12 protein-coding genes are annotated in these 23,644 nt (G+C 42.0%); 8 read left to right on the forward strand and 4 right to left on the reverse strand.

Translation table 11 applies throughout. The annotated features are described in order from the left end of the window. Positions 1 to 14 precede the first annotated feature (14 nt). Together P2W73_RS22665 and P2W73_RS22670 are read left to right on the forward strand one after the other, a co-directional pair. Positions 15 to 1,379 (forward strand): RagB/SusD family nutrient uptake outer membrane protein, encoded by a 1,365-nt coding sequence (locus tag P2W73_RS22665; protein ID WP_276504395.1) that lies wholly within the window; start codon positions 15 to 17, stop codon positions 1,377 to 1,379. Positions 1,380 to 1,494: 115 nt separating this feature from the next. Continuing rightward, positions 1,495 to 4,017, forward strand: a complete 2,523-nt coding sequence (locus P2W73_RS22670) for a M14 family metallopeptidase (RefSeq protein ID WP_276504396.1) — start codon at positions 1,495 to 1,497, stop codon at positions 4,015 to 4,017. Positions 4,018 to 4,119: 102 nt separating this feature from the next. On the opposite strand, the gene P2W73_RS22675 is transcribed toward P2W73_RS22670, so the two are convergent. The 3 genes from P2W73_RS22675 to P2W73_RS22690 all read right to left on the reverse strand — a co-directional run bounded on the left by P2W73_RS22675 (position 4,120) and on the right by P2W73_RS22690 (position 7,344). Beyond that, positions 4,120 to 5,673, reverse strand: coding sequence for an Rne/Rng family ribonuclease (locus P2W73_RS22675; RefSeq protein ID WP_276504397.1), 1,554 nt, complete (start codon positions 5,671 to 5,673; stop codon positions 4,120 to 4,122). A gap of 396 nt (positions 5,674 to 6,069) precedes the next feature. Then, a complete protein-coding gene (locus P2W73_RS22685) occupies positions 6,070 to 6,933 on the reverse strand; it encodes a tetratricopeptide repeat protein (RefSeq protein WP_276504398.1) in 864 nt (287 codons plus the stop codon). A gap of 93 nt (positions 6,934 to 7,026) precedes the next feature. Continuing rightward, the gene (locus P2W73_RS22690) at positions 7,027 to 7,344 is read right to left on the reverse strand and encodes an HU family DNA-binding protein (RefSeq protein WP_276504399.1); all 318 of its coding nucleotides are present in this window, start codon (positions 7,342 to 7,344) and stop codon (positions 7,027 to 7,029) included. A 144-nt stretch (positions 7,345 to 7,488) separates the two neighbouring features. Here P2W73_RS22690 and mutY point away from each other — a divergent pair, with 144 nt between their 5' ends. After that, positions 7,489 to 8,577 (forward strand): A/G-specific adenine glycosylase, encoded by a 1,089-nt coding sequence (mutY, locus tag P2W73_RS22695; RefSeq protein WP_276504400.1) that lies wholly within the window; start codon positions 7,489 to 7,491, stop codon positions 8,575 to 8,577. 433 nt (positions 8,578 to 9,010) lie between these two features. On the opposite strand, the gene P2W73_RS22700 is transcribed toward mutY, so the two are convergent. Beyond that, a complete protein-coding gene (locus P2W73_RS22700) occupies positions 9,011 to 9,595 on the reverse strand; it encodes a hypothetical protein (protein WP_276504401.1) in 585 nt (194 codons plus the stop codon). A gap of 632 nt (positions 9,596 to 10,227) precedes the next feature. Here P2W73_RS22700 and P2W73_RS22705 point away from each other — a divergent pair. The 5 genes from P2W73_RS22705 (at position 10,228) to P2W73_RS22725 (ending at position 23,496) form a co-directional block, all read left to right on the forward strand. After that, complete coding sequence (locus tag P2W73_RS22705; RefSeq protein ID WP_276504402.1) at positions 10,228 to 11,682, forward strand: hypothetical protein; 1,455 nt, start codon at positions 10,228 to 10,230, stop codon at positions 11,680 to 11,682. Between the two features lie 5 nt (positions 11,683 to 11,687). Then, positions 11,688 to 15,200, forward strand: coding sequence for an RHS repeat domain-containing protein (locus P2W73_RS22710; RefSeq protein ID WP_276504403.1), 3,513 nt, complete (start codon positions 11,688 to 11,690; stop codon positions 15,198 to 15,200). A gap of 10 nt (positions 15,201 to 15,210) precedes the next feature. Then, a complete protein-coding gene (locus P2W73_RS22715; RefSeq protein ID WP_276504404.1) occupies positions 15,211 to 21,657 on the forward strand; it encodes a DUF8696 domain-containing protein in 6,447 nt (2,148 codons plus the stop codon). A 559-nt stretch (positions 21,658 to 22,216) separates the two neighbouring features. After that, complete coding sequence (locus tag P2W73_RS22720) at positions 22,217 to 23,113, forward strand: RHS repeat domain-containing protein (RefSeq protein WP_276504405.1); 897 nt, start codon at positions 22,217 to 22,219, stop codon at positions 23,111 to 23,113. Positions 23,114 to 23,157: 44 nt separating this feature from the next. Continuing rightward, a complete protein-coding gene (locus P2W73_RS22725) occupies positions 23,158 to 23,496 on the forward strand; it encodes a DUF1493 family protein (RefSeq protein ID WP_276504407.1) in 339 nt (112 codons plus the stop codon). Positions 23,497 to 23,644: the final 148 nt, after the last annotated feature.

Raw genomic sequence — 23,644 nt, forward strand, 5'->3', positions numbered from 1 at the left:
TTAATAATCTGATTATGAAAAATATTTTCCGTGTTACAATCATAGCAAGTTTTGTGGCTGTAATGACAACATCTTGCGAAAAGAAATTGGATATTGATCCAACCCAGAGTATCGATGAAAATGAAGCTTTGCTGACCAGTTCGGATGTAGAAGCGGCCCTCGTAGGAGCTTATTCCGATTTGGGCGATGCAGATGTATATGGCGGTTCTTTGTTTGTTAGAAGTGAACTGTTAGGGAACTCATCGGCCACAATAAACTGGTCCGGTACATTTCAAACAATGACCCAGATTTATAATAAGCAAATTCCGGTCGATAATTCTGATGTTACTGATACCTGGACCGACACTTACCAAACCATAAACGATATAAACAATGTATTGGACGCAGTAGATATAGTGCTGCCCAATAAAAAGAATCGTGTAGAAGCTGAAGCAAAGTTTATCAGGGGCTCATTATATTTTGACCTGGTGAGATTATACGCCAAAGCATGGAATGACGGCAATCCTGCCAATAACGATGGCGTTCCGCTTGTACTGGAACCAACAAGGGCACCTTTGGGTGAAGAAGACAAAAAGCCAAGAGCAAAAGTAGCTGAAGTGTATGCACAGGTTATTAAAGATCTTACAGAAGCTGAAGCGCTATTACCTGCTTCCAATGGTTTTTTCGCATCCAAGTATGCGGCTGCGGCTATGCTGTCAAGGGTGTACTTACAAAAAGGAGATTATGCAAATGCAGCCGCCGCTGCCAGCAGGGTGATTGAATCAAACCAATTCGATCTTGCTCCGACTTATGTTGATGCTTTCCCATTTAATTCCAATAATACTAACGAAGTAATCGGAAATACCGAGGAGGACATATTTGCAATGCAGGTTACCAACTCACAGGGAACGAACAGCTTTAACACCTATTTTTCACCCCTCGGCCGTGGAGATATTGATATATCGACTTCTTTCATAGATGAATTTGAACCCAATGATGATCGCCTGTCAATTTATTACGACGATGGTTCGGTCAGGACAGGTAAGTTTGACATGGTATATTCGGCAGTTCATATAATCAGGCTGGCAGAGATGTATTTAACCAGGGCTGAGGCTAATTTTAGGTTGGGTACTGCAGTAGGGGACGCTCCTGTGGATGATATCAATACAATAAGGGATAGAGTGAATTTAAGTCCATATGCTGCTGGCGATCTGACGTTAGCACTTATCCTTAAGGAAAGAAAACTGGAACTAGCCTTTGAAGGATTTACTTTAGGTGATATAAAGCGTACACAGGGAAGTGTTGGTCCGCTTGCCTGGAACTCACCAAAATTGGTGTTCCCAATTCCTGACAGGGAGCGGAAAGTAAATTCTAATCTTACTCAAAACGAGGGCTATTGATTAATGTAATCTATTGTACTGTTTTTTAGATACGACGAGGTGAAAAGCAATTGAATGATTCAAGTTCAAGCTTTTCACCTTTCTTTTTTTCATTACTTCGCTAAAATCTTTTTGCATGAGTAGAAAAATGATCTTGTTCCCTCTTCTTCTGTTAGTGATCTGTTCTTTTGCCCAACTGAAATCTCCCGAAGAATTTCTCGGTTATAAGATTGGCTCAAGGTATACTCCGCATTGGAAGTTAGTAAGCTATTTTCAACATGTGGCTCAATCAATGCCTTCTTTAGTAAAGATGCAGCAGTATGGTGAAACCAATGAACACAGACCCTTATACCTGGCATTTATTTCAACCGAAGAAAATATTTCTAACCTCGAAAATATTCGAATCAACAATCTCCGCCTCGCAGGACTTGGAAAGGATAAGGCGGCTCCAAATGAAAACAGTCCTACCATAGTATGGCTTAGTTATAATGTACATGGCAATGAAACCTCATCGTCAGAAGCATCCATGTTGACGTTATTTTCATTAGTTGATCCTAAAAACGCACAAACAAAAAACTGGCTCAGGAATACGCTTGTCATTATTGATCCTTGTGTAAACCCCGACGGAAGGGATCGCTATGTTAATTGGTTTAATTCAGTAGTAGGTACAAGCTACAATCCAAGACTCGATGCCCGTGAACACCGGGAACCGTGGCCGGGTGGCAGAACGAATCATTACAATTTTGATCTGAACAGGGATTGGGCATGGCAAACACAAACGGAAAGTAAACAACGGATGGCGGTATACAATCAATGGTTACCCCAGGTTCATGTCGACTATCATGAGCAGGGAATCAATCAGCCTTACTATTTTGCTCCTGCGGCACAACCATATCACGAGGCTATTACGCAATGGCAACGGGACTTCCAGGCAACTATTGGCAGAAACCACGCAAAATATTTTGATCAGCATGGCTGGCTTTATTTTACCAAAGAAATATTTGATCTCTTCTATCCTTCTTACGGCGATACGTATCCTGTTTATAATGGAGCCATAGGAATGACTTATGAACAAGGCGGCGGTGGCGCCGGGGGCTTAGGCGTCGATACCGATGAAGGAGATACCCTGACATTATACGACAGGGCGATACACCATTATACCACATCGCTTAGTACAATTGAAATTGCTTCTCAAAATGCTTCGGCATTGGTAAAGGAGTTCAGAAAGTTTTTTAATAATGGCGTAGCCGGCTTGGTTGGCGATTATAAAACCTATGTAATCAAAAATAATCCCGGTGACGCAGAGAGGGTCAAGGCACTGCAGGAATTATTGGATAAAAATGATATCCAATATGGCAGCGGCAGCGGAAATGGAAGGGGGTATAACTATCACACGGGTAAAGATGAATTCTTTAGTATTTCCTCCGGCGATATTGTGATTAGTGCCCTGCAACCGAAAGCCACGATGGTAAAGGTATTATTTGAGCCACAATCAAAATTGGTTGACTCTGTTACCTATGATATTACTGCCTGGTCATTACCTTATGTATATGGCCTGACGACTTATGCCAGCAAGGAAAAAATCAACGTAGCCGGACCTTATAAAAAAGAAGAGTTACAAAATAGCAACGCAGATGCTTATGGATACATAATAAGATGGCAGGGAATGTCTTCGGCAAAGGCAACTGCACAGTTATTAAAGCAGGGAATCAAGGTTCGGTTTGCTGAAATGCCATTTGAAATCAACGGTCAGCAATTTGGCCGCGGCTCAATCATCATTTTGAAAAAAGGAAATGATAAATGGGGTGCAGGCTTGTGGACGATGGTGAGTAAAGTTTGTAATGAGAGTGGAGTTAAGATGAGTCCCGTCACTTCCGGGATGGTGGACAAAGGATTTGATTTCGGCAGCTCAAAAGTTCATCCTGTTAAAGCGCCAAAAGTAGCGATGTTAACAGGAGAAGGTGTAGGATCAAATGCGGCAGGAGAAGTTTGGTTTTTCTTTGAGCAGCAACTGGATTATCCCATCACGTTAATCAATGCTAATGATTTTAACCGCACTGACTGGAACAAGATCGATGTATTAATAATGCCTGACGGCAACTATCGTTTTCTAAATGAGAAGTCATCCTCAGAACAATTTGCACAATGGATACGGAACGGCGGCCGGGTAGTAGCATTGGAAAATGCCGTATTACAACTATCAAAACAAGATTGGAGTGTTATGCATCTAAAAAAAGATGATGATAAAGACACTGCCGCCAAAAAAGATCCCTATAAGTTGCTCACTACTTTTGAAAACCGGGAAAGAGACGGACTTCCGGCATCAACACCCGGCTCAATTTACAAGGTAGAGATTGATAATACACACCCGTTGATGTATGGCTACCCCAATTATTATCATACATTGAAAATGGATACAAACGTGTATGATTTTATTAAAGAAAATGGCTGGAATACAGGTGTAATTAAAAAAACAAACCAGGTCGCTGGGTTCGTAGGGTACAAGCTGAAGGATAAATTGAAAGACGGATTGCTTTTCGGCGTACAGGACATGGGAAGAGGGGCCGTTTCTTATTTAGCCGACAATGTTCTTTTTCGAAATTTCTGGGAAAACGGAAAGCTGATGTTTTGCAATGCAGTGTTTTTTGTGGGACAGTAGAAGTTGCGGTTTATGATAACGATACAGGCCATCACTTATCGTTATCAAATCTATAGAATACTTCGAAAGTCTCTCCGCCTGCGGCGGAAGATTTAGAGGGGCTTAAAGTTTTATCTCCTCATCACGCTGGTCAAAAAATTTGTATTCAGTAAGATGATAATTGGTATCAGCTTCTACTCTTGTTTTTTGTCCAAATTTCTTTTTCCATGCCGCCATCTTCGTTTTCCAGGGCCATCCTTTGGTGAGATAAGCGTACATGATGGGGTTCACCACCAGTTTCAGATTCTTATGCTGATGAGTAATGAGATAATTCAGATTTTTTTCAATCTCATCTTCGAGTAACAAGGTGGAAGATATTTTACCGGTGCCATTACAACTGGGGCAGACTTCCTGTGTATTGATATTCACCTCCGGTTTCATCCGCTGGCGGGTAATCTGCATGATGCCGAATTTGGAAATAGGAAGTACTGCATGTTTCGCTCTGTCAGGCTCCATGAACTCTTCCATTTTTTCTACCAGCTTCCGTTTATTTTCCGGCAGCTTCATATCTATAAAGTCTGCCACGATGATGCCTCCCAGGTCTCGAAGACGTAATTGGCGGGCAATTTCTTCAGCAGCTTCAAGGTTTGTTTCCAGGGCATTTTGTTCCTGGTTATTGCTTACGCTTTTGTACCCGCTGTTCACATCGATAACATGCAATGCCTCCGTGTGCTCGATTATGAGGTAAGCACCGCTGTTCATGTTCACAGTCTTACCAAACGATGATTTCACCTGCTTGGTTATACCAAATGAATCAAATATGGGAGAACCATTTTGGTAATACGAAACGATATCGGCTTTTTCAGGAGCTATACGCTGGATATAATTCTTTGTGTCGGTGAAAATAGTGCGGTCGTTTACCACTATGCGGTTGAAATCAGCGTTAAGCAGATCCCTGAGGATGCTATTTGTTTTTGTTTGCTCGCTTAATATTTTAGCCGGTGCGGCAGCTCCTTTCAGGTTTCGCTGAATAGTCTTCCACATTTCTACCAATTCAGAAAGGTCTTCATGCAGCTCGGCAGTATTCTTTCCTTCAGCAGCAGTGCGAACGATAACACCAAAATTTTTAGGTTTGATGGCTTCAACTATTTTCTGCAGTCTTTTTCTTTCTTCGGAAGAGTGTATCTTACGGGAAACGGCTACAATATTGTTGAAGGGGGTGATCACGACAAAACGTCCCGGCAGAGATATTTCACAACTTAACCTTGGCCCTTTGGCTGCTATCGGTTCTTTCAGGATCTGAACGAGGATATTCGGCTTTCCGCCCAACACTTCGTTGATCTTTCCTGTTTTGATGATCTCCGGTTCTATTTCAAACTTGCCAAAATCAAGACCATTTTCACTTTTATCGTTCATGGTCTGCGCCGTGAACTTCAGCAATGATTTGGCATAGGGGCTGAGATCAGTATAGTGAAGGAACGCATCTTTTTCAAAGCCTACTTCTACAAATGCGGCATTTAGGCCAGGGATGAGCTTTTTTACCTTTCCAAGATAAAGGTCTCCCACGGCAAAACGGGCATCGCTTTTTTCGCTATGCAATTCCACCAACTTCCGATCCTCCAGCAAAGCAATTTCAACGCCTTGAGGAGCAGCATTAATAATGAGTTCTTTGTTCATTACAGCTTACATAAATGAATGTCCTTAGTGCTGTAAACCCGGTTGCCAGTAATCCGTACATTGATTGCGGTGGGATAAAGTTGCAGCAAATTGGCGGGGATGCAAACTAATACGGGCGGCAAAACAACCAGTCAACTGAAACTGGACTGTCCCGTCAGCAACGGGACAGCACAGTTCTGTACTAAGAAAAGAAAGAATTATTTCCTCTTCTTATGACGGTTTTTTCTCAGTCTTTTTTTACGCTTGTGCGTCGCAATTTTATGACGCTTTCTTTTCTTACCACAAGGCATACTCAAATAATTTTTTAAAACTTGTTATATAATACATTTAAAGTTTAGGCCTAAAGCTGGATTCCCACATCAACACTTCAAACTTGTAAACTATTAAACCATAAACTTATTTACCCAATTCAGTAATTCGTTTTTCTATCTCTGTCCTCACATCCGGCCGGGGGATGTATAGCAGACTTTTTTTATACCAGTCTGCTGCGATTTTCTTATCACCCTTTCTTTCATATACTTCAGCCAGCATCAATATCGCTTCAATATTATCGGGTTGAAGCCGGTGTACAGTTGATAAACGATTGATTGCTTTGTCTATTTGCCCGGAAAGGATAGAGCCTTTCACCAAAGTCATCTGGGCATAAATATTTGTGCTGTCTTTATTGACTACCTCCATTATTTTGCCTAATCCCTCCATAGGGTTAGTGGAAATATTTCCAAAAAGATAGCAGGCTCCCAGGCCAACTTTGGATGAATCATTATCCGGGTTAATCTTCAAAGATCTCTCAAACAAATCTTTAGCTTGTTCTGCTTCCCATTTTATAAGACCAGGATTTTGCTCCTGTTGCAGATTATCTAAAAACAAGTGGGCAGCAAAGGTGAGGGTTTTTTCCGAATTTTCCAATCTTGCAGCTTCTGCCTCATACCATGCGTAGGGAGCAAACAGGCGCATAGAATCGCCCCAAAAATGAGAAAGCTGGTGATATACTTTTAATTGTTGGTCTTTTACATCTCCTCTCGAAATGGAATTTTCCAGCATGCTAAGATGGGTGATCTGTGCTGGATTAAGTTGTTTTTTGGCAAGAGTAAGAATGGAGTCAATAGAAATAGCGGCCTGATTACCATGATCATGACCGTCATTCTCAGTATGCGTTGCCGCAACAATATTTTTTTTGTTGGGAGTAGTTCTGCCAAATAAAAAAATGCCAATAACTAATAATATGGCGATGCCAATTGTAATCCACTGCGGTTTCTTCACTTGCTATAATTTGGAGAGCAAAGTTACCGTTGGGATGATTAACAATGCCAATAAAATTGATTTGAAGCAGGTAAAATATTCTTAAATAAAGAATTAAATATCTTCACCCGGCCCTTGATCTGGCTTGGCTTCTTTTAATTTCTTTACTTCGGCAACAAATTCCTTGGCAGGTTTAAATGCAGGGATGTAATGCTCAGGAATATGAACTGCAATATTCTTTTTAATGTTGCGGCCGATCTTTGCAGCTCTTTTTTTGGTGATAAAACTACCGAAGCCACGGATATAAATATTTTCTCCGGCAGACAAAGTGTCTTTTACTTCTTTAAACATGGTTTCGAGTGTAACTAACACATCTACTTTGGGGATTCCAGTCTTTTCTGATATTTGGTTTACGAGGTCGGCTTTTCTCATTTTTATGAGGTTTAAGTAGTTTGTAATGCCAATTTAAGACAAAAAATGATGATAGTCAAAGGGATAGCCTTATTTTTTTACAACAAATTCAAAGCCATGTTTCCAAAAATGGCAAATAATTAAAATTTATATCTGATTAGAAAGGTGAAAAAAATCGATAAAAAGGCCGACAACGTTGATTTTTCCCGGCTTCTTTTAAACTGGAATAAGCTTGCAAACAAACGGGAAATGCCATGGAAAGGAGAGAAGGATCCTTATAAAATTTGGCTAAGTGAGATCATTCTGCAACAGACAAGGGTAGAGCAAGGATTGAATTACTATCACCGTTTCATTAAAGCGTTTCCCGATGTTCATCAACTTGCCAAAGCCCCTGACGCTAAGGTATTTAAGCTTTGGGAAGGGCTGGGTTATTATACCCGGTGCAGGAATTTGATCGCTACGGCCCGTTATATTTCCAAAGAATTGAACGGGGAGTTTCCGGCTGCCTATGAAGAAATAAAGGCATTGAAAGGAATTGGCCCCTACACTGCTGCTGCCATTTCATCGTTTGCCTTCAACCTGCCATATGCAGTAGTAGATGGTAATGTTTTCAGGGTGTTGTCAAGAGTATATGGCATCGGGATTCCCATCGATTCTGCGGAGGGGAAGAAATATTTTACCCGGTTGGCTAATGAAAAGCTCGATAAGGTTCAGCCGGGAGTTTATAACCAGGCCATCATGGACTTTGGCGCCATTGTTTGCAAACCGGCATTGCCGCTTTGTGGAGATTGTATTTTTAATAAAACCTGTTTTGCTTTTACTCACGATAAAATCAGCGAGCTGCCGGTAAAGGAAAAAAAGATTACCATAAAGAAGAGATGGTTTTATTACCTGGTATTGGAGCATGAAGGAAAAGTGGCTATTCAGCAAAGGATGCAAAAAGATATTTGGCAACACCTGTATGAATACCCAATGAAGGAGACGATCAAAGAAGCTGACACAAAAAAAATACTGGAACAGGCGGAAAAAAGCGGCTGGCTACAAAAAGGCAAGTACGAAGTGGTTGCTGTCTCACCACTTTTCAAACAGCAGCTTTCACACCAGCTCATAGCAGGACAGTTTATTCAGATCAAATTGAAGAAGTCTGTAAACAATGATTGGTTATGGGTATCGAAAAATCAATTGAAGAAATATGCTTTTCCGAAGTTTATAAATCAATATCTTGATAATAAGGGGATGCAGAATTTGTTTTAAGTAAAAATATTGTTGTTGCCAGTTTCAGTATTTTATGGCATCACCTGTTGCGGCGCTCCATTCATCGTTCTGTTCTTTGCTGAGTTTATTGAAGTATCACCGATAGTGTCGCTGTTTACCCAAACACCGTGCTTGTTGAAGTGGAAGGGTCGCTCCCATATTCATGCTGTTTTCAGGGCATCATTTTTTGATGCTTCCTTTTGGTTTCTGGACTGATGATTGAGAAAAGTCAATATTTACTCATTAATCAACTGCACTACAGTCTTTTCCCGCATTTTAGTTTTATCTTACAATTTAGCTGCCTTATCCCGCCATGAACGACATTCAAACCTTATCTCATGGGCTGCTTATTTGGGAAGATGCCCTTCCACCTGGTTTCGCTGGCATTCGTATTCCGGGCGCCAGTCTCTTATCTGCAAGAGGTGAGTTCGGATCATTGTGCGTTCAGCACAGTCGCATTGGTAGCCAGCTCATAGGTTTCATTTTCAAAATCAATAGAAGCCCCTGCAGAAACGATTTTGAAATGTGTGCTGCCACCCGGCGCTGCTATCATATTGCTGGGAATAAAGGATGGAATGGAAACACTCAGTTCACCGGTCACCCGGTTGATGCTGCTGGTATAAGGAGCATACAGGGTAGTTCCCAATTTGCCATTCACATTAAATTCAAATCCTTCCAGCAACTCAGCTTCTCCATCTATCACATTTCGCAGCCCTCTTTCATTCACTGCGTCTGCCTGTATCACCTTCATCATTTCACGGGTGAGTCGCGACACCATTCTGCTGTCGGCCGTGTTTTGAAGCAATGATCGCAGAGCATTACGTAATACCTTACCGGCAGCGCCGGCCCTGCCAAATTCAGCCCCGTTTTCACGGGTGCGTTGAAAAGCGGGGTCGTTGGCAATGCGGTTCGCATCAATACCTCCCTTTTCCCTCGCCAGGTAACCATCACCCGATTTGTAAAAGGTGATATTACCAATCGTTCCTTTTAATGGGATAATCCCTTTTTGTTGTGCCATGATTTAAAAATTGAAATCAATAAAAACAGAATGTTTGACAGGCACATTCCGGTTAAGCCTTATCATGATGTTTGCAATTGCACAACAAGAATACAATGCAGCAGGGGCCGCTAAAAATCAACCGGCCATAATGGCCAATAAGGCCGATTAATCGCAACGGGGCCATCTTCACCCGGTATGTCCATTATGGCCATTTTGGCCGCAATGATAAACCGTCATTGTAAGCATAGTGGTCGTCATTGCGAGCCAAAGGCGAAGCAAACTGAACTCAAAGCCCACTCAAAGGCAGGGATAAAGCGACTGCGAATACTATTTAGCGTTGTCCTCTCTTATAAGGCTTACAGCGTTTAGAGATAATGGTATCCGGTAATTATTGCTTTAATCTTAGTGGATGATTTTAATATGATTATTGAAAAAATAAATACTCCGTTGAAAAAAGGGATTTTATCACCGTGAAAAAACGGCAATAAATACCGTTAAAAAACATTTGTCTTGTTGAGAACCAACCCTCATCTTCGCTTTGCTTTTATTGAGAATTGTATTCGGATGATTTCTTCAGCCTGAAGAATTACCACTTCGTGGTATTGTTCGGCAAAAAGAAAAGAGCCACCTACGAACCACAGCCAGGACTAATGAACTTAAGACGAACCTTATTGCTCATAGGAGCAATAGTATTAACCATCTGTATCCACGCACAATCTGCTTCACAAGCGCAGGAGGATACGCTTCATTCGCCGAAGCTCCCATCAAAATACCTCGACAACATTTCCTCCAAAGCAACTTCCTTAGAACAAAAACTGGATAAGAAAACAACCAAGGCCTTACGGCAATTACAAAAGCAGGAAGACCGTATAAAAAATAAACTTGCCAGAAAGGATTCCCTTAAAGCGGCGGCAGTATTCGGCAATGCACAGCAACAATACGACCAACTGGAACAGAAGTTGTCTGCTAAGACTTCTTTGCAACAATACATTCCCTCCCTCGATACACTCAACACCTCGTTGAAGTTTTTGCAGCAGAACCCTCAGTTATTATCATCCGGTAAAGACGTACAACAAAAATTACAGCATGCAACCGGTAAAGTGCAGGCACTGCAAGCGCAACTACAAAATGCGGAGGAGGTAAAAAAGTTTTTAAAAGAACGCCGACAATACCTCAAAGATCAGTTGGTTAATCTTGGCTTTGCGAAAGAGCTAAAAAAGATAAACAAACAAGTTTACTATTATAGTGCGCAGGTCAGTGAGTACAAATCATTATTAAAGGATCGCAAGAGAGCGGAAAAGAAGGCCCTGGAACTGCTTAGTAAGACAAAGCTGTTTCAAAACTTCATGCGAAAGAATAGCATGCTGGCCTCCTTGTTTCGCCTGCCCGGTGATCCGGCAGACCCCGTTTCACAACAAATCAGCTTTGCGGGATTACAAACACGGTCACAGGTAAGTGGAATGATCCAACAACAAATCGCCGCGGGTGGTCCCAATGCACAACAACAACTGCAACAAAACCTGCAGGGGGCACAGTCGCAGCTGAATGAATTAAAAAATAAGTTGAATAAAATGGGTAGTAGCAGTAGTGAGGATATTCTACCCGATGGATTCAAACCCAACAATCAGAAAATCAAAAACTTTTTTCAGCGCATTGAATTAGGTACAAATATTCAATCGCAAAAAGCTAACGGTTATTTTCCGACGACAAGTGATGTAGGATTATCGTTGGGTTACAAGCTCAACGATAAATCAATTATAGGCATTGGAGGAAGTTACAAGCTTGGTTGGGGGCAGAATATCCGCCATATCAATATTACGCACCAGGGAGTGGGATTGAGAAGCTTTGCGGATTGGAAAATCAAAGGAAGTTTTTGGCTGAGCGGGGGGTATGAGATGAATTACCGCAGTGAATTCAGGAATGTAGATGAACTAAAGAGTTTAAATGCATGGCAGACTTCAGGGCTTGTGGGGTTGAGCAAGGTAGTATCGCTGAAGACAAAATTTTTTAAGAAAACAAAGTTGCAGTTGTTGTGGGATTTTTTGAGTTATCAACAAATGCCACGCACCCAGCGGCTAAAATTCAGAATCGGATATACATTTTAAGTTTTATGAAAAAATACTTTACCCTTTGTTTATTGTTATTGACAGGTATGATTGCTGTTGCACAGCAAGGAATAAACCTACAGGTATTAACTCCGCCACCACCCGATGTCAGCGCTTTAGGTAAATTTGGATTAGTACCTGTTGATAATTTTACTGGAGTTCCTTCCATTTCTATTCCCGTTTACACGATAAAGGATGGAACACTGGAATTTCCGGTCTCCCTGCAGTATCACGCCGGAGGTATTAAGGTAAAGGAAGAAGCAAGTGAAGTTGGCCTCGGATGGGCTCTTAGCGCAGCAGGATCTATTGTAAGCATTATTAGGGGCCATCCTGATTTCGCAGGAGCACCATACGCTCCTGGGTTCTCGCATTCATATATCTACATGCCGGATCCTCCGGCTGTACAACTGAATACAAAATCACCTTACTATAGTCTGAATGACTGGTATTACCAGTGGAAAAATGATTTACAGGATGTAGGATATTACGAGAACGACACACGGGTAAAAAGCGGTCTTACCCTGATCAAGAATGGGGCGATAAATCAGTACATTAATCATTTTACCTTTGGATATGATGGCCAAGCACCCGATTTTGCATCTGACCTGTATATAATAACAATAGGTAACAAATCATACAAGTTCATTTTTGACAATAATTTCAAACCTGTAGTGTTAGGGGATGGATCATTGAAGATCGAGTTGATTGATTATGACTGGAATTATCCTAACTGGAAGGTGACGGATGAAAGTGGTACTGCATATTATTTTGAACAAAGACAGTTTTACTATTCCAACAATAGCTATCCGGCCAACAGCGGTACTGCCAAAGAGTTGAATACATGGCACCTGACCAGGATAGTATCCCCCACCTATGGTGAAATTACCTTTACATACCTGCATTCAAACCTGGATTTTATCTCGCCTGTGCCCAATATATCCCAAACCTACCTGGTTGGTAATACTTCACCGCATACGCAGCAGTATACGAATATGATAAAGGCACACTATACAATGTACCAGCAATTGAATATTGAGTCTATTCAGTTCAGCTTGGGGAACATGAAGTTTTTTTACGATCCGGTTCGGCTCGATTTAATGGGAGCAAGACGTTTGCAGGCGATCGAAGTGCGGGATAAGAATGACCGGCTGGTGAAAAAGATGATCTTGGACAATAACCATTATTTTACCGCTTCTTCCGGAATGGGGGGAGAGTATCCGAGCTCACTTCTCCCTGGAGAATTTACCTTAGATAAAACGACAAAGCGATTGAGGCTAAATGCAGTGTCGGAAGTGGATGTAGCCGATCCTGCTAAAGAAAAGAAATATACTTTTACCTATAATAATGGACTAAACCTTCCCTCCAAGCTGTCTTACTCAATAGATCACTGGGGTTATTATAATGGTGCCATAAACAGCGAGCTGGTTCCACCAGCTACTTTATCCGTCTCGACCAACCCAGCTATGGAATTTTCAGGCGCTAATAGAAATGCTGATCCTGCATATATGCAGGCGAATACGCTCACTGCCGTGCAATATCCTACAGGAGGAACAACCAACTTTACATACGAAACAAACCAGTTCAAAAGAACCGAAACAGTAATTACCTACCAGGATGAGAGCAGCCAGTTGTACAAGGAAACCGGCTCCGCTACCGTAAATACTTCGGGGTTCGTTGATGCAAACGGGAACTTTACAGTGGCTTCCGATTGGGCTGGAAAGAAGCTTAAAATAGTTTCAATAGTAGCAAGAAATTCGTCTTATCCCCCCGACCCCTATACGCTGGATATTATTGTTAAGAAGAATGGTATTTTTCTGAAAAGAATTCCTGTCTCCACTGTTATCGGTACAAGTATGGATACTGATGAATCTATTATTCTTGAAACCGGGAATTATAACATTTCTTATGATGCGGCCACATCTGATTTTTTTAACAGTTGCGAAATCAGGAGAAGCGTATACGTGCTTAAGGCAAGCATGACTTCGGAGCAGGTGCTTAAGACCGTATATTCAGGCGGCCTTAGAATAAGTAAGATCCGGAATATTGACCCGTTGAGCGGCAACGTTAATACGAAAACATATACCTATTCAAATGGCACTGAAGATGATCTTCCAGTTTATGAATCAGCGGAAGGGTATGATACATGGGTTGACTATGTTGAGGGGCAAATTGATTTAAATTGGAATTATTTCCGATACCGCTATGGGCAATCTATCTATCCATTTTCAGACGGGAGAAACGCCCCCTATTTCGGATACGAGAAGGTAGAAGTAAGGGACGTTGACAATAATAATAACGCCAATGGGTTAAGTGAATATAATTACAGCACTACCGGGAGTATTAATATTAATACGATGGCAAGGTTTAATACTGTCTTTGATCATTCTAGAATTATAAATCCCATTATGACGCCCATCCCGGATATTCCTATGGGAAGCAGGGGTAAATTGAACTTAGAGAAGCACTATAAGCTGGTAAATGGAACAACCCTACCGGTATCATCCACCACTTATTATTATACCAGGGACAACTCCACCACGGTGTGGCAAATGTTGTTTAATCAGGGATTAAGCGAAATTCTAGCAGCGAGTGCATGGAATTTAGAGCAGGAGTTCAAAATCGATGCGCATCATTTTTCAATTCCTGTGCTTCGCAATATGCTTCGTCGTAAAGAGTATAGTGAATATGATGCGTCAGGAAATGTAAGCATCAGCCAATTTGAGGACTATACTTATGACAATGTAAACGGACATTACCAGCTCATTAAAAAAAGTACACAAAACTCCAAAGGAGAAACGCTTAATACCTATTACAAATATCCGCAAGACTTTGGCGATCTCACATCAGTGTCAAACCTCGACCAAGAATCACAGGGGCTCCGACTTTTGCAGCAAACGCATGTTGTTGCTCCCATTGAAATATACAATGAGCGGGTCAATACAAGCAATGCAAAAAAATATTTGGGCGGCCAGATAAATATATTTAATACTGATTTACCAACTATAAAACAAATTCTCGCACTGGAAACAGCAGCGCCTTTGACTACTTTTTCACCTTCCGCAGTGAATAATGGTGCATTTAACAAGAACAGTTTGTATACAAGCCGTATCAGGTTTACTAAATATGATGCTAATGGTAGATTAGTTGAGCAACAAAAGGAAAACGATGTCAAGCATACCTATCTATGGGGATATAATGGTGCCTACCCGGTAGCAGAAGTGATTGGAGTTGACTATGCCAATGTAATTGCAACACCTGGGTTGAATCTTACGGTTATCCAATCATCTGCCACTACTGATGCGAACATGCGTGCAGAATTAAACAAGATCAGAGCCACATATCCTTCTGCCTTGGTCATCACTTATACTTATCAGCCGTTAGTCGGTATGACCAGTCAAACCGATGCCAATAATCGCATTACTTATTATGAGTATGATGGCTTTGGCCGTTTAAAGCTGATTAAGGACATGTATGGCAATATCATCAAAACCATGGATTACAAGTACAAAACCAATTAAGCTGCACCCCATGAATTATACGAACCAAACCCTGCATCAAAGACTGGTGCTGTCTGCCTGCATAAAACCAGCCTTGATAAGGATTATTGCTGTACTGCTTCTGGCTGTTAGTTTTGTGATGAGTGTACAAGGCCAAAGCGACACAACAGAAAAAAGAGTTGTAGTAGATAAGTCGAAAAATAAAAATACAGCTAAAACACAGGAGCAGCAACAGGCTCAGGCTATGTTATTGCCGCCCCCCGATGGGTGTACTCTTAATGGCCTTACTTCGGTTACAGGTGGTAACACCTATACTTATCTTCTAATTTGTAGCGAGGGACAAATAGCCGATTACTGGGGCGTAACAGGTGGAACGATCATTGACGTTTACAGCGATGAGATTACGATTCAATGGTGCAGTACCGGTTGTGGAAGCGGATCAGTAAGTGCGTATTCGGATGCAACCGGGTTATTAGTTACAAAGAATGTTACCATCAGCTCGCCTCCCGGTCTAAGTGGTGGAACAATCAGTAATAGTTCACAAAGCATTAGCTATAATGCCACACCTGCACAACTTAATGCATCAGTAGCCACAGGTGGCAGTTGCAGCGGCGCTTATTCTTATCAATGGCAAAAAGCCGCAGTAATAGATGACCCATATACAGATATTGCTGGGGCCACGGGTCAGAACTATCAACCGCCCGCCCTCACCACTACCACGTATTACCGCAGAAAAGTGACCTGTAGCAGCTCCACTGCTTATACCAATATTGCAACTATTACAGTAACAATACCTCCATTAAGCGGCGGTAATATCACCAGCGGTAACCAGACAATTACTTATAATACGATTCCGGCTACCATTACTGCATCAGTAGCCACAAATGGTAATTGCGGCACCAGTTATGTTTACCAGTGGCAATCTTCAACAGATAACATAACCTTTACCGATGAAGCAGGAGCCACAGGGCAAAACTTTTCTTTCAGCACCGCTCAAACACAAACAAAATATTACCGGCGTAGAACCACCTGCAGCAGTGAAACAGCCTACACGGGAGTTGTAACCATCACCGTTGCCGCCGCATTGAATGGGGGCGCTATCACCAGCAGCAATCAGACGATTACGTATAATACCACTCCTGCTATAATTAATGCATCGGCAGCATCAGGAGGTAACTGTGGTAGCAGCTACAGTTATCAATGGCAGTCATCCACAGATAATGTAAACTTTACGGACATCGGGGGAGCCACGGCGCAAAATCTTTCCTTCAGCAGCGCAGAGACCCAAACAAAATACTATCGCAGAAAAACAACCTGCGGTATCGAGACCCAATACACCGGCAGTATAACCGTAACTGTAGCTGCCCAGTTAAATGGTGGCAGCATCACCAGCGCCAATCAAACTATTACCTATAATTCCATACCTGCTACAGTTATAGCATCGGTGGCAACAAACGGCAACTGCGGCACCAGCTATGCTTACCAGTGGCAGTCATCAACTGATAATATAACTTTTACCAATATCAGTGGTGCCACAGCACAGAACCTTGCCTTTACTGTTGCGCAAACACAAACAAAATATTATCGTAGAAAGACGACCTGCAGTAGTGAAACACAATATACCGGGACTATCACTATAACAGTGGCTGCGCAATTAAATGGCGGTAGTATTACAAGTACGGATCAGTCGGTTGCCTATAATGGCGTGCCGACAGTTATTAACGCCACTGTTGCATCGGGCGGTAATTGCTCGGGCAGCTACACCTATCAATGGCAAAGCTCCACCAATAATATAACCTATAGCAATATATCAGGCGCTACCGCCCAAAACTTGACATTAACCGCCCAGACGCAGACAAAATATTATCGCCGCAGAACAATCTGCAGCAGTGAAACACAATACACCGGCACGGTGCAGGTGATTGTTGCCTTTAATGCGGGTTGTTTAAACGGTTCGCAATCCATACAGCCGGGCGGAGCCGTAGCGGCATTTACGATCAGTAGTCTTGGCGGTGGAACCTGCCAGGCCACCTATACCTACCAGTGGGAACAATCTGGTGATGAGATGAGCTGGGCGGTTATTAGCGGAGCTACCGGCAGCACTTATACGCCAGCTTCGCCTGCAAAAACTACCTACTACCGGGTGAAAATAAGCTGCGCCACAGAAAACGGCTATACCAACCCGGTTTCCATAAAAGTAAAGACCGCTGTTACTACCATCGTTCCTGATGGTTCCGCAGCGGGCAGTTCGCAAACAGCGGTAGCCATGCCATCCTATGCTGCTGGCACCGATGCCAATAATATGAACTATGTGCGGGTAAGGACTTTTGTAAAACCTGCTATTACGGATATTGCTACTGCCAATGCACAAACCGATAAATATGACGTAAGCCAGGCTACCGAATACTTTGACGGGCTGGGTCGTTCAATACAATCAGTAGAAAAAAGTGCTACCCCTGCGGGTAATGACATGATCAGCACTACCTGGTACGATGAGTACGGCAGGGTGGCCCAAAAATACCTGCCTTATACCGATAACCTGGCTACGGGCAACTTCCGTTTGGATCCGGCAACGCAGCAACCGGTTTTTTATAATAGCTATTTAAATAACACGGAAGGCTTTTATTATTCCAAAACATTGTATGAAGCTTCTCCGCTCAACCGGGTACTGAAAGAAACGGCCCCCGGTAAAAGCTGGACGGGCAATGATCAAGGTGTGCGGGTAGAACAAAGAACCAACCGCAGTTGTGAAGATGTTAGGATATGGACGATCGCTTCAGCCATCGCTTCAGTGCCGCAAATGGCAGGTCTATACAAAGCAGGGGAATTATATGTAACGGTGACTACGGACGAACATGAAAACAAAGTGATTGAATACAAAGACAAAGAAGGACAGGTGATATTAAAGAAAGTGCAGGTGTCCGACATATTGCAGGACGGACACACCGGCTGGCTTTGTACCTATTATGTGTATGATGATCTGAACCAGTTGCGCTATGTGCTACCACCCAAAGCTGTGGAATGGCTGGCATCCAATAGCTGGAATCTTGCGAACACTACCATTCAGAATGAACTTTGCTTCCGTTATGAATATGATGCGAGAAAAAGAATGATCATCAAAAAAGTGCCGGGTGCGGGAGAAGTGTGGATGGTATATGATGCCCGTGACCGCCTGGTGATGACGCAGGATGCAAAGCTAAGGGGACAGGCTACCAAACAGTGGCTGGTGACAGAATATGATCAGCTAAACCGGCCTCTGCGCACCAAGCTTTGGAATGATGCCAATACAAGGGTTTATCATGAACCCCTGGCTTATAGTAGCACCAGCTATCCGGCAGCGACCAGTGGGTATGAATTATTAACAGAGACCTATTATGATGACTACAGCTATGTAGGAGCGAAGAGCTATGATAACAGCTATAATAGCCAGTTGCAGGCGGGCAATAACCGCTATGCAGAAACCAATCCCACGACAAAATCTCAATTGACCCGAGGAATGGTTACCGGCACTAAAACAAAAGTGCTGGGCACGGCTTCCCAATACCTCATTACTTCTACGTTTTATGATGATAAAGGAAGGGTGATCCAGATGCAGGCAGATAATGCCAGCGGCGGCGTGGACATTACCACCAATCAATATGATTTTAGTGGTAAAGTATTAAGCAATGTGCTGCGACACCAGAAAAGTGGTGCCGGTGCATTGACTGTTACCTTACTTACCAAAATGGAGTATGACCATGCGGCCAGGGTGATGAATATAAAAAAGGTCATCAATGGTGGCGCAGAGAAACTGGTGGCGCAAAACAGCTATGACGAACTGGGGCAGTTAAAAACAAAAACACTCTCCCCCACCGGGGGAGCCGGAGGGGGCCCATTGGAAACCCTGGATTATAAATACAATATCCGTGGATGGCTGGCAGGCATTAATCGAGGCTATGCCAATCCCGTCTATACCAGCGAAGCAACAGCGCAGGCCAATCGCTGGTTCGGCATGGAACTGAATTATGATTTTGGTTTTGGGAAAAATCAACTCACCGGCAATATCAGCGGTATTAAATGGAAAAGCAATGGCGATGATGAGCAGCGGGCCTATGGCTTTGACTATGACAATGTGAACCGGCTGCTGAAAGCCGACTTTACACAAAACAACAGCGGCTGGAATACAAGTGCCGGTGTGGACTTCAGTATAAAAATGGGCGATGGCATCAGCGCCACCATTGCCTATGATGCCAACGGTAATATTAAGCGGATGCAGCAATGGGGACTAAAGATTACAGGCAGTGCCCAGGTGGATGATATGGTGTACAGCTACTATGCTAATACCAATAAACTACAGGCTGTAACGGAACAGGGTACAGGAACCACCGATCATAAATTGGGTGACTTTACCGATAAGAACATCACTGCTACCGATTATGGATATGATGTGAATGGCAATATGGTGACTGACCTCAACAAAAAACTGAATGGCACGGCAGCATTAACGGTGACAAGCGGCGGTGCAATTAGCTATAATTACCTGAACCTGCCTCAAACCATCAATGCTAAAAAAGATGATAATACGGTAAAGGGAACGATTACTTACACCTATGATGCAGCGGGTAATAAACTCAAAAAAGTAACGGTTGATAATACGGTGGTGCCTGCTAAAACAACCACAACGGAGTATATCAACGGGTTTATATACGAGAACGACAAGCTGCAATTTACAGCGCAGGAAGAGGGTAGGATAAGAGCCGTTTATGATGCAGCAGGCACGACGCTTACCGGTTTTGTTTTTGATTATTTTATCAAAGATCATTTGGGTAACGTAAGAATGGTATTGACAGAAGAAACAAAACCCGCCTCTGTTTACCAGGCCACCATGGAAACAGCCAGCCGTGCTAATGAGACGCAGTTGTTTACCCAGATACCAGAAACCGAATCGCCAAAACCTGCCGGCTTTGACAGTGATGGCAATAATCAGATGGTAAGTAAACTGTTTAATAGTGGCACTACTGATAAAAGAGTTGGTCCAGGTGTAGTATTAAAAGTAATGGCGGGTGACAAATTTAAAGCGTTAACGCAAGGCTGGTATTTACCCGGTGCTGACCCTGCTACACCGTCGGGAGCCAGCAGTATCGTTAGCAACCTGGTATCTGCTTTTAGTGGCGGAATTCCATCAGGCGCCAGTCACACTGGTACACAGGTCTCCGGTAGTGGTGTGTTAAATGTGCCGGTTGGTGATTTTGTAACCTACCAGGGTACTCAAACTGCAGGAGCAAGGCCAAAGGCTTACCTGAACTGGATAATCTTAGATGATGAACAGTTTAAATTAGTAGCCGGTAATTATGGTACGGTGCAGATACCGGAGATCACGGGCACTATGGGAAAACAGGTGATGCAGGCCAATAATGGTGGGGATATCGAGGTAAAGAAAAACGGGTATCTTTATGTTTATGTCAGCAACGAGAGCCAGGGCAGTGTTTATTTTGATGATATAAGAGTGGAGCATACAAGAGGTTCTTTGATAGAGGAGACTCATTATTATCCGTTCGGGTTGGTTCAACAGGGGATAAGTAGTAAAGCGTTGGCATTTGGTGGTGTTGATAATAAATATAAGTACAACGGTAAGGAAGAACAGCGTAAAGAGTTCAGTGATGGATCAGGATTGGAATGGACGGATTATGGGGCAAGAATGTATGACCCACAAATTGGAAGATGGAATCATATAGACCCTCTCTGTGAGTTATACCGTCGTCATAGTCCTTATGTCTATGCAGTAAACAATCCATTACGTTTTATAGACCCTGATGGAATGAAAGTAATTGAAACAAACGAAGGGACGACTTATACGGAGGAAGACGCTGTTAATGCATTTAAAGCTATGTTTGGAAGCCAAGAGCAAAGTGAAAATGACGAAGATGGTGAAGGCGGTGGCGATGGAGATGATAAGAAGAAAAAGAAAGATGACAAGAAAGCTGATGATAAAAAAGACAATAAAGAAAAATATCAAACTGCTATTGAAACTACCGCTACCACGTTAGGTGCTATGACAACTGCTTCTGATTTGACCATTAAGGGTGCCAATAATTTGCAACAATTAGTAAATAAACTTACTGGAACAAAGTACCAAATTATCAACTTGGGTGAGTATAAATTAATTAAAGGTTTTACTGTTGATGCTTTAGGACGTAGGGTTGCTATTGTCGGTGTGATGCTTTCTGCGGCGGACATTGCTAATAATGGCTTAAACTGGAAAAATGGCACTGATGCAACTATGGGTGGAGTGGCCTTTATTCCTGGAGTAGGTTGGGCGCTTGGGGCTGCCTATTTCCTTGCTGACCCAATTGTTAAAAGTGCTACTGGGAAAGGTATTGGTGAACATGTGGGAGATGCAACAAATAAATCGGTAAACTTTGTTTCATCGCTATGGAATAACCTTGTTTCAGGTTTGGCAAGTTGGGAAACTGCACTTAGAAGAGGTTGGTCATACTAACAGAGAAGTAAAATAAATTTCACTACAATGATATTCTTCGACTTTTTATACTATTTGATTTATAAAATCTATGCAGGCTACAAAGAAAAAGGGGCTGAATCAACTTCAGCTGGGATTATAGGGGGATTTCAAGCAATTAATGTGCTTACTATAATTATGCTGATACAATCCATGGATAAGCAAAAAACAAGGATTAACAACCTTGTAGTTATTGTCTTGTTTATAATTTTTCAAGTCTATACTTATATAAGATATGTATATCGAGAGAATCATTCTGTCAGTGCGATAGAAAGCAAATGGTTAAAAAGGACAGAATCGTCAAGAAAACGAGTAGGATTTTTTCTTTTCCTTTACGGAGCTATAAGTATAGTTAGTTGCTTTGGGTTAGCTATATATATAGGTACCAAAAAGTAACCAACGTTAGTCTAAGCCCCCGTTGAACTTAGTTTGTCCTGCGACGAGAAGTTATAAAAATAAAAAATGCTGAATGTTTATGCGGAGATTCTATCCCTCGTTGTCATTAGTTTGTTCTGCATCGAGAAGTTGAAAAATAAAAAAAATGCTGAATAGACTCGGGCCTCCGTTCGGGTTAGTGATGAGTGGGATATCAAGCAAAGCTGCTGGTGGCACTCAAAATAGATTAAAGTATAATGGCAAGGAAGAACAACGGCAAGAGTTTAGTGATGGAAGTGGTTTAGAGTGGACAGATTACGGAGCAAGAATGTATGATAACCAAATTGGAAGATGGCATACACAAGACCCATTGCAGGAAGATGAATACTGGAGTGAGTTTGACAAAGGGTATAAACAAGAGTTAGAAAATGAAGGATACGAAGCAAGTGAAGATGATATTGAGGCAGGAAGAAAAAATGCGGGCATACTTACAATACTAAGCCCACGAAGTGCAATAACTGCCGAAAATTCTGCGATACATTATAATGAAAGCCCTTATGCTTATGTGGGCAATAATCCTATAAATTTTATTGATCCATTCGGGTTAGACACTGCGAAAGGAAAGTCATTACCTCCTGTAACAGTTACTGGAACGAGAAAGAGCCCTATTAATCCATGGGGACCAGGATTAATACTTTTAGGGCAACCTTTAGACTTTTTGAAACCTAGCGGAGTTGCAGGTTCAAAACCTGGTTCATCTATTGCATCGTGGGGCTTATCAAAAGTGTTTCCTCAAAAAAGTCCATTATTAAAACAAACTACTCGTAAGGTAGTTGCAGTGGTTGCAGGCAAGCAAGCTGCAAAAAAGGTTGGAACTGCTGTAGTAGGTAGATTTTTAGGGCGGTTAGTTCCATATGCCGGTTGGGCATTATTAGGGAAAGATATTTATGATAATAGAAAAGATATAGGCGGGGCAGTAAAGGAATGGGCTGGTGGTACAGATGCAAAATGGATGTATAATGCAGATGGTTCTAAAAAAGAGGAATACATGATAATGAAGTAGATATTTTTTGGTTCTTAATGTATTTATAATTTAAAACTGAAAAAGTGAATAATGAAATTTTTGATAGGTTAAAAAGATTTACAATTAAGCAGGCTGCTGTAACAGAAAAGGAAGTCACAGAAAATGCAGGGCTTGAAAATGATTTAGGCGTTAGTGGTGATGATGCTGTAGAATTTATTATAGCCTTTGGTAAAGAGTTTAATGTAGATGTATCAAAATTTATGGCAGCAGATTATTTTAGTCCTGAAGGTGACTCTATACTACCTGCTTTCATAAGAATGGTTACAGGCAAGAAGCATCCGAAGCAAAAGGAGTTAACAATAAAACATCTTGAAAAAGCAATAATAGCCGGTCGCTTAGATGAGGAAGTAATAAACAGTTAACACCAACTATAACTTATAAAGTGTAATAGTTAGTATTTAATCCGACAGTTGAGGATTTTTTCTTTTCAGTTTTATAGGGTCAGGATATAAAAGTTTAGGCTGCTGGAGTTAAGTTGTTCAGCAGTTTTTGTTTTGCTAAGGTAATAGA

Source organism: Terrimonas pollutisoli (genome assembly GCF_029360765.1).
In the GTDB taxonomy this organism is placed as follows: domain Bacteria; phylum Bacteroidota; class Bacteroidia; order Chitinophagales; family Chitinophagaceae; genus Terrimonas_B; species Terrimonas_B pollutisoli.

Bases quoted from the DNA above. Each gene is read 5' to 3' on its own strand.
- P2W73_RS22665 (WP_276504395.1), top strand. From the start codon at position 15: ATGAAAAATATTTTCCGTGTTACAATCATAGCAAGTTTTGTGGCTGTA.
- P2W73_RS22670 (WP_276504396.1), top strand. From the start codon at position 1,495: ATGAGTAGAAAAATGATCTTGTTCCCTCTTCTTCTGTTAGTGATCTGT.
- P2W73_RS22675 (WP_276504397.1), bottom strand. From the start codon at position 5,673: ATGAACAAAGAACTCATTATTAATGCTGCTCCTCAAGGCGTTGAAATT.
- P2W73_RS22690 (WP_276504399.1), bottom strand. From the start codon at position 7,344: ATGAGAAAAGCCGACCTCGTAAACCAAATATCAGAAAAGACTGGAATC.
- P2W73_RS22700 (WP_276504401.1), bottom strand. From the start codon at position 9,595: ATGGCACAACAAAAAGGGATTATCCCATTAAAAGGAACGATTGGTAAT.
- P2W73_RS22705 (WP_276504402.1), top strand. From the start codon at position 10,228: ATGAACTTAAGACGAACCTTATTGCTCATAGGAGCAATAGTATTAACC.
- P2W73_RS22710 (WP_276504403.1), top strand. From the start codon at position 11,688: ATGAAAAAATACTTTACCCTTTGTTTATTGTTATTGACAGGTATGATT.
- P2W73_RS22715 (WP_276504404.1), top strand. From the start codon at position 15,211: ATGAATTATACGAACCAAACCCTGCATCAAAGACTGGTGCTGTCTGCC.
- P2W73_RS22720 (WP_276504405.1), top strand. From the start codon at position 22,217: ATGCTGAATAGACTCGGGCCTCCGTTCGGGTTAGTGATGAGTGGGATA.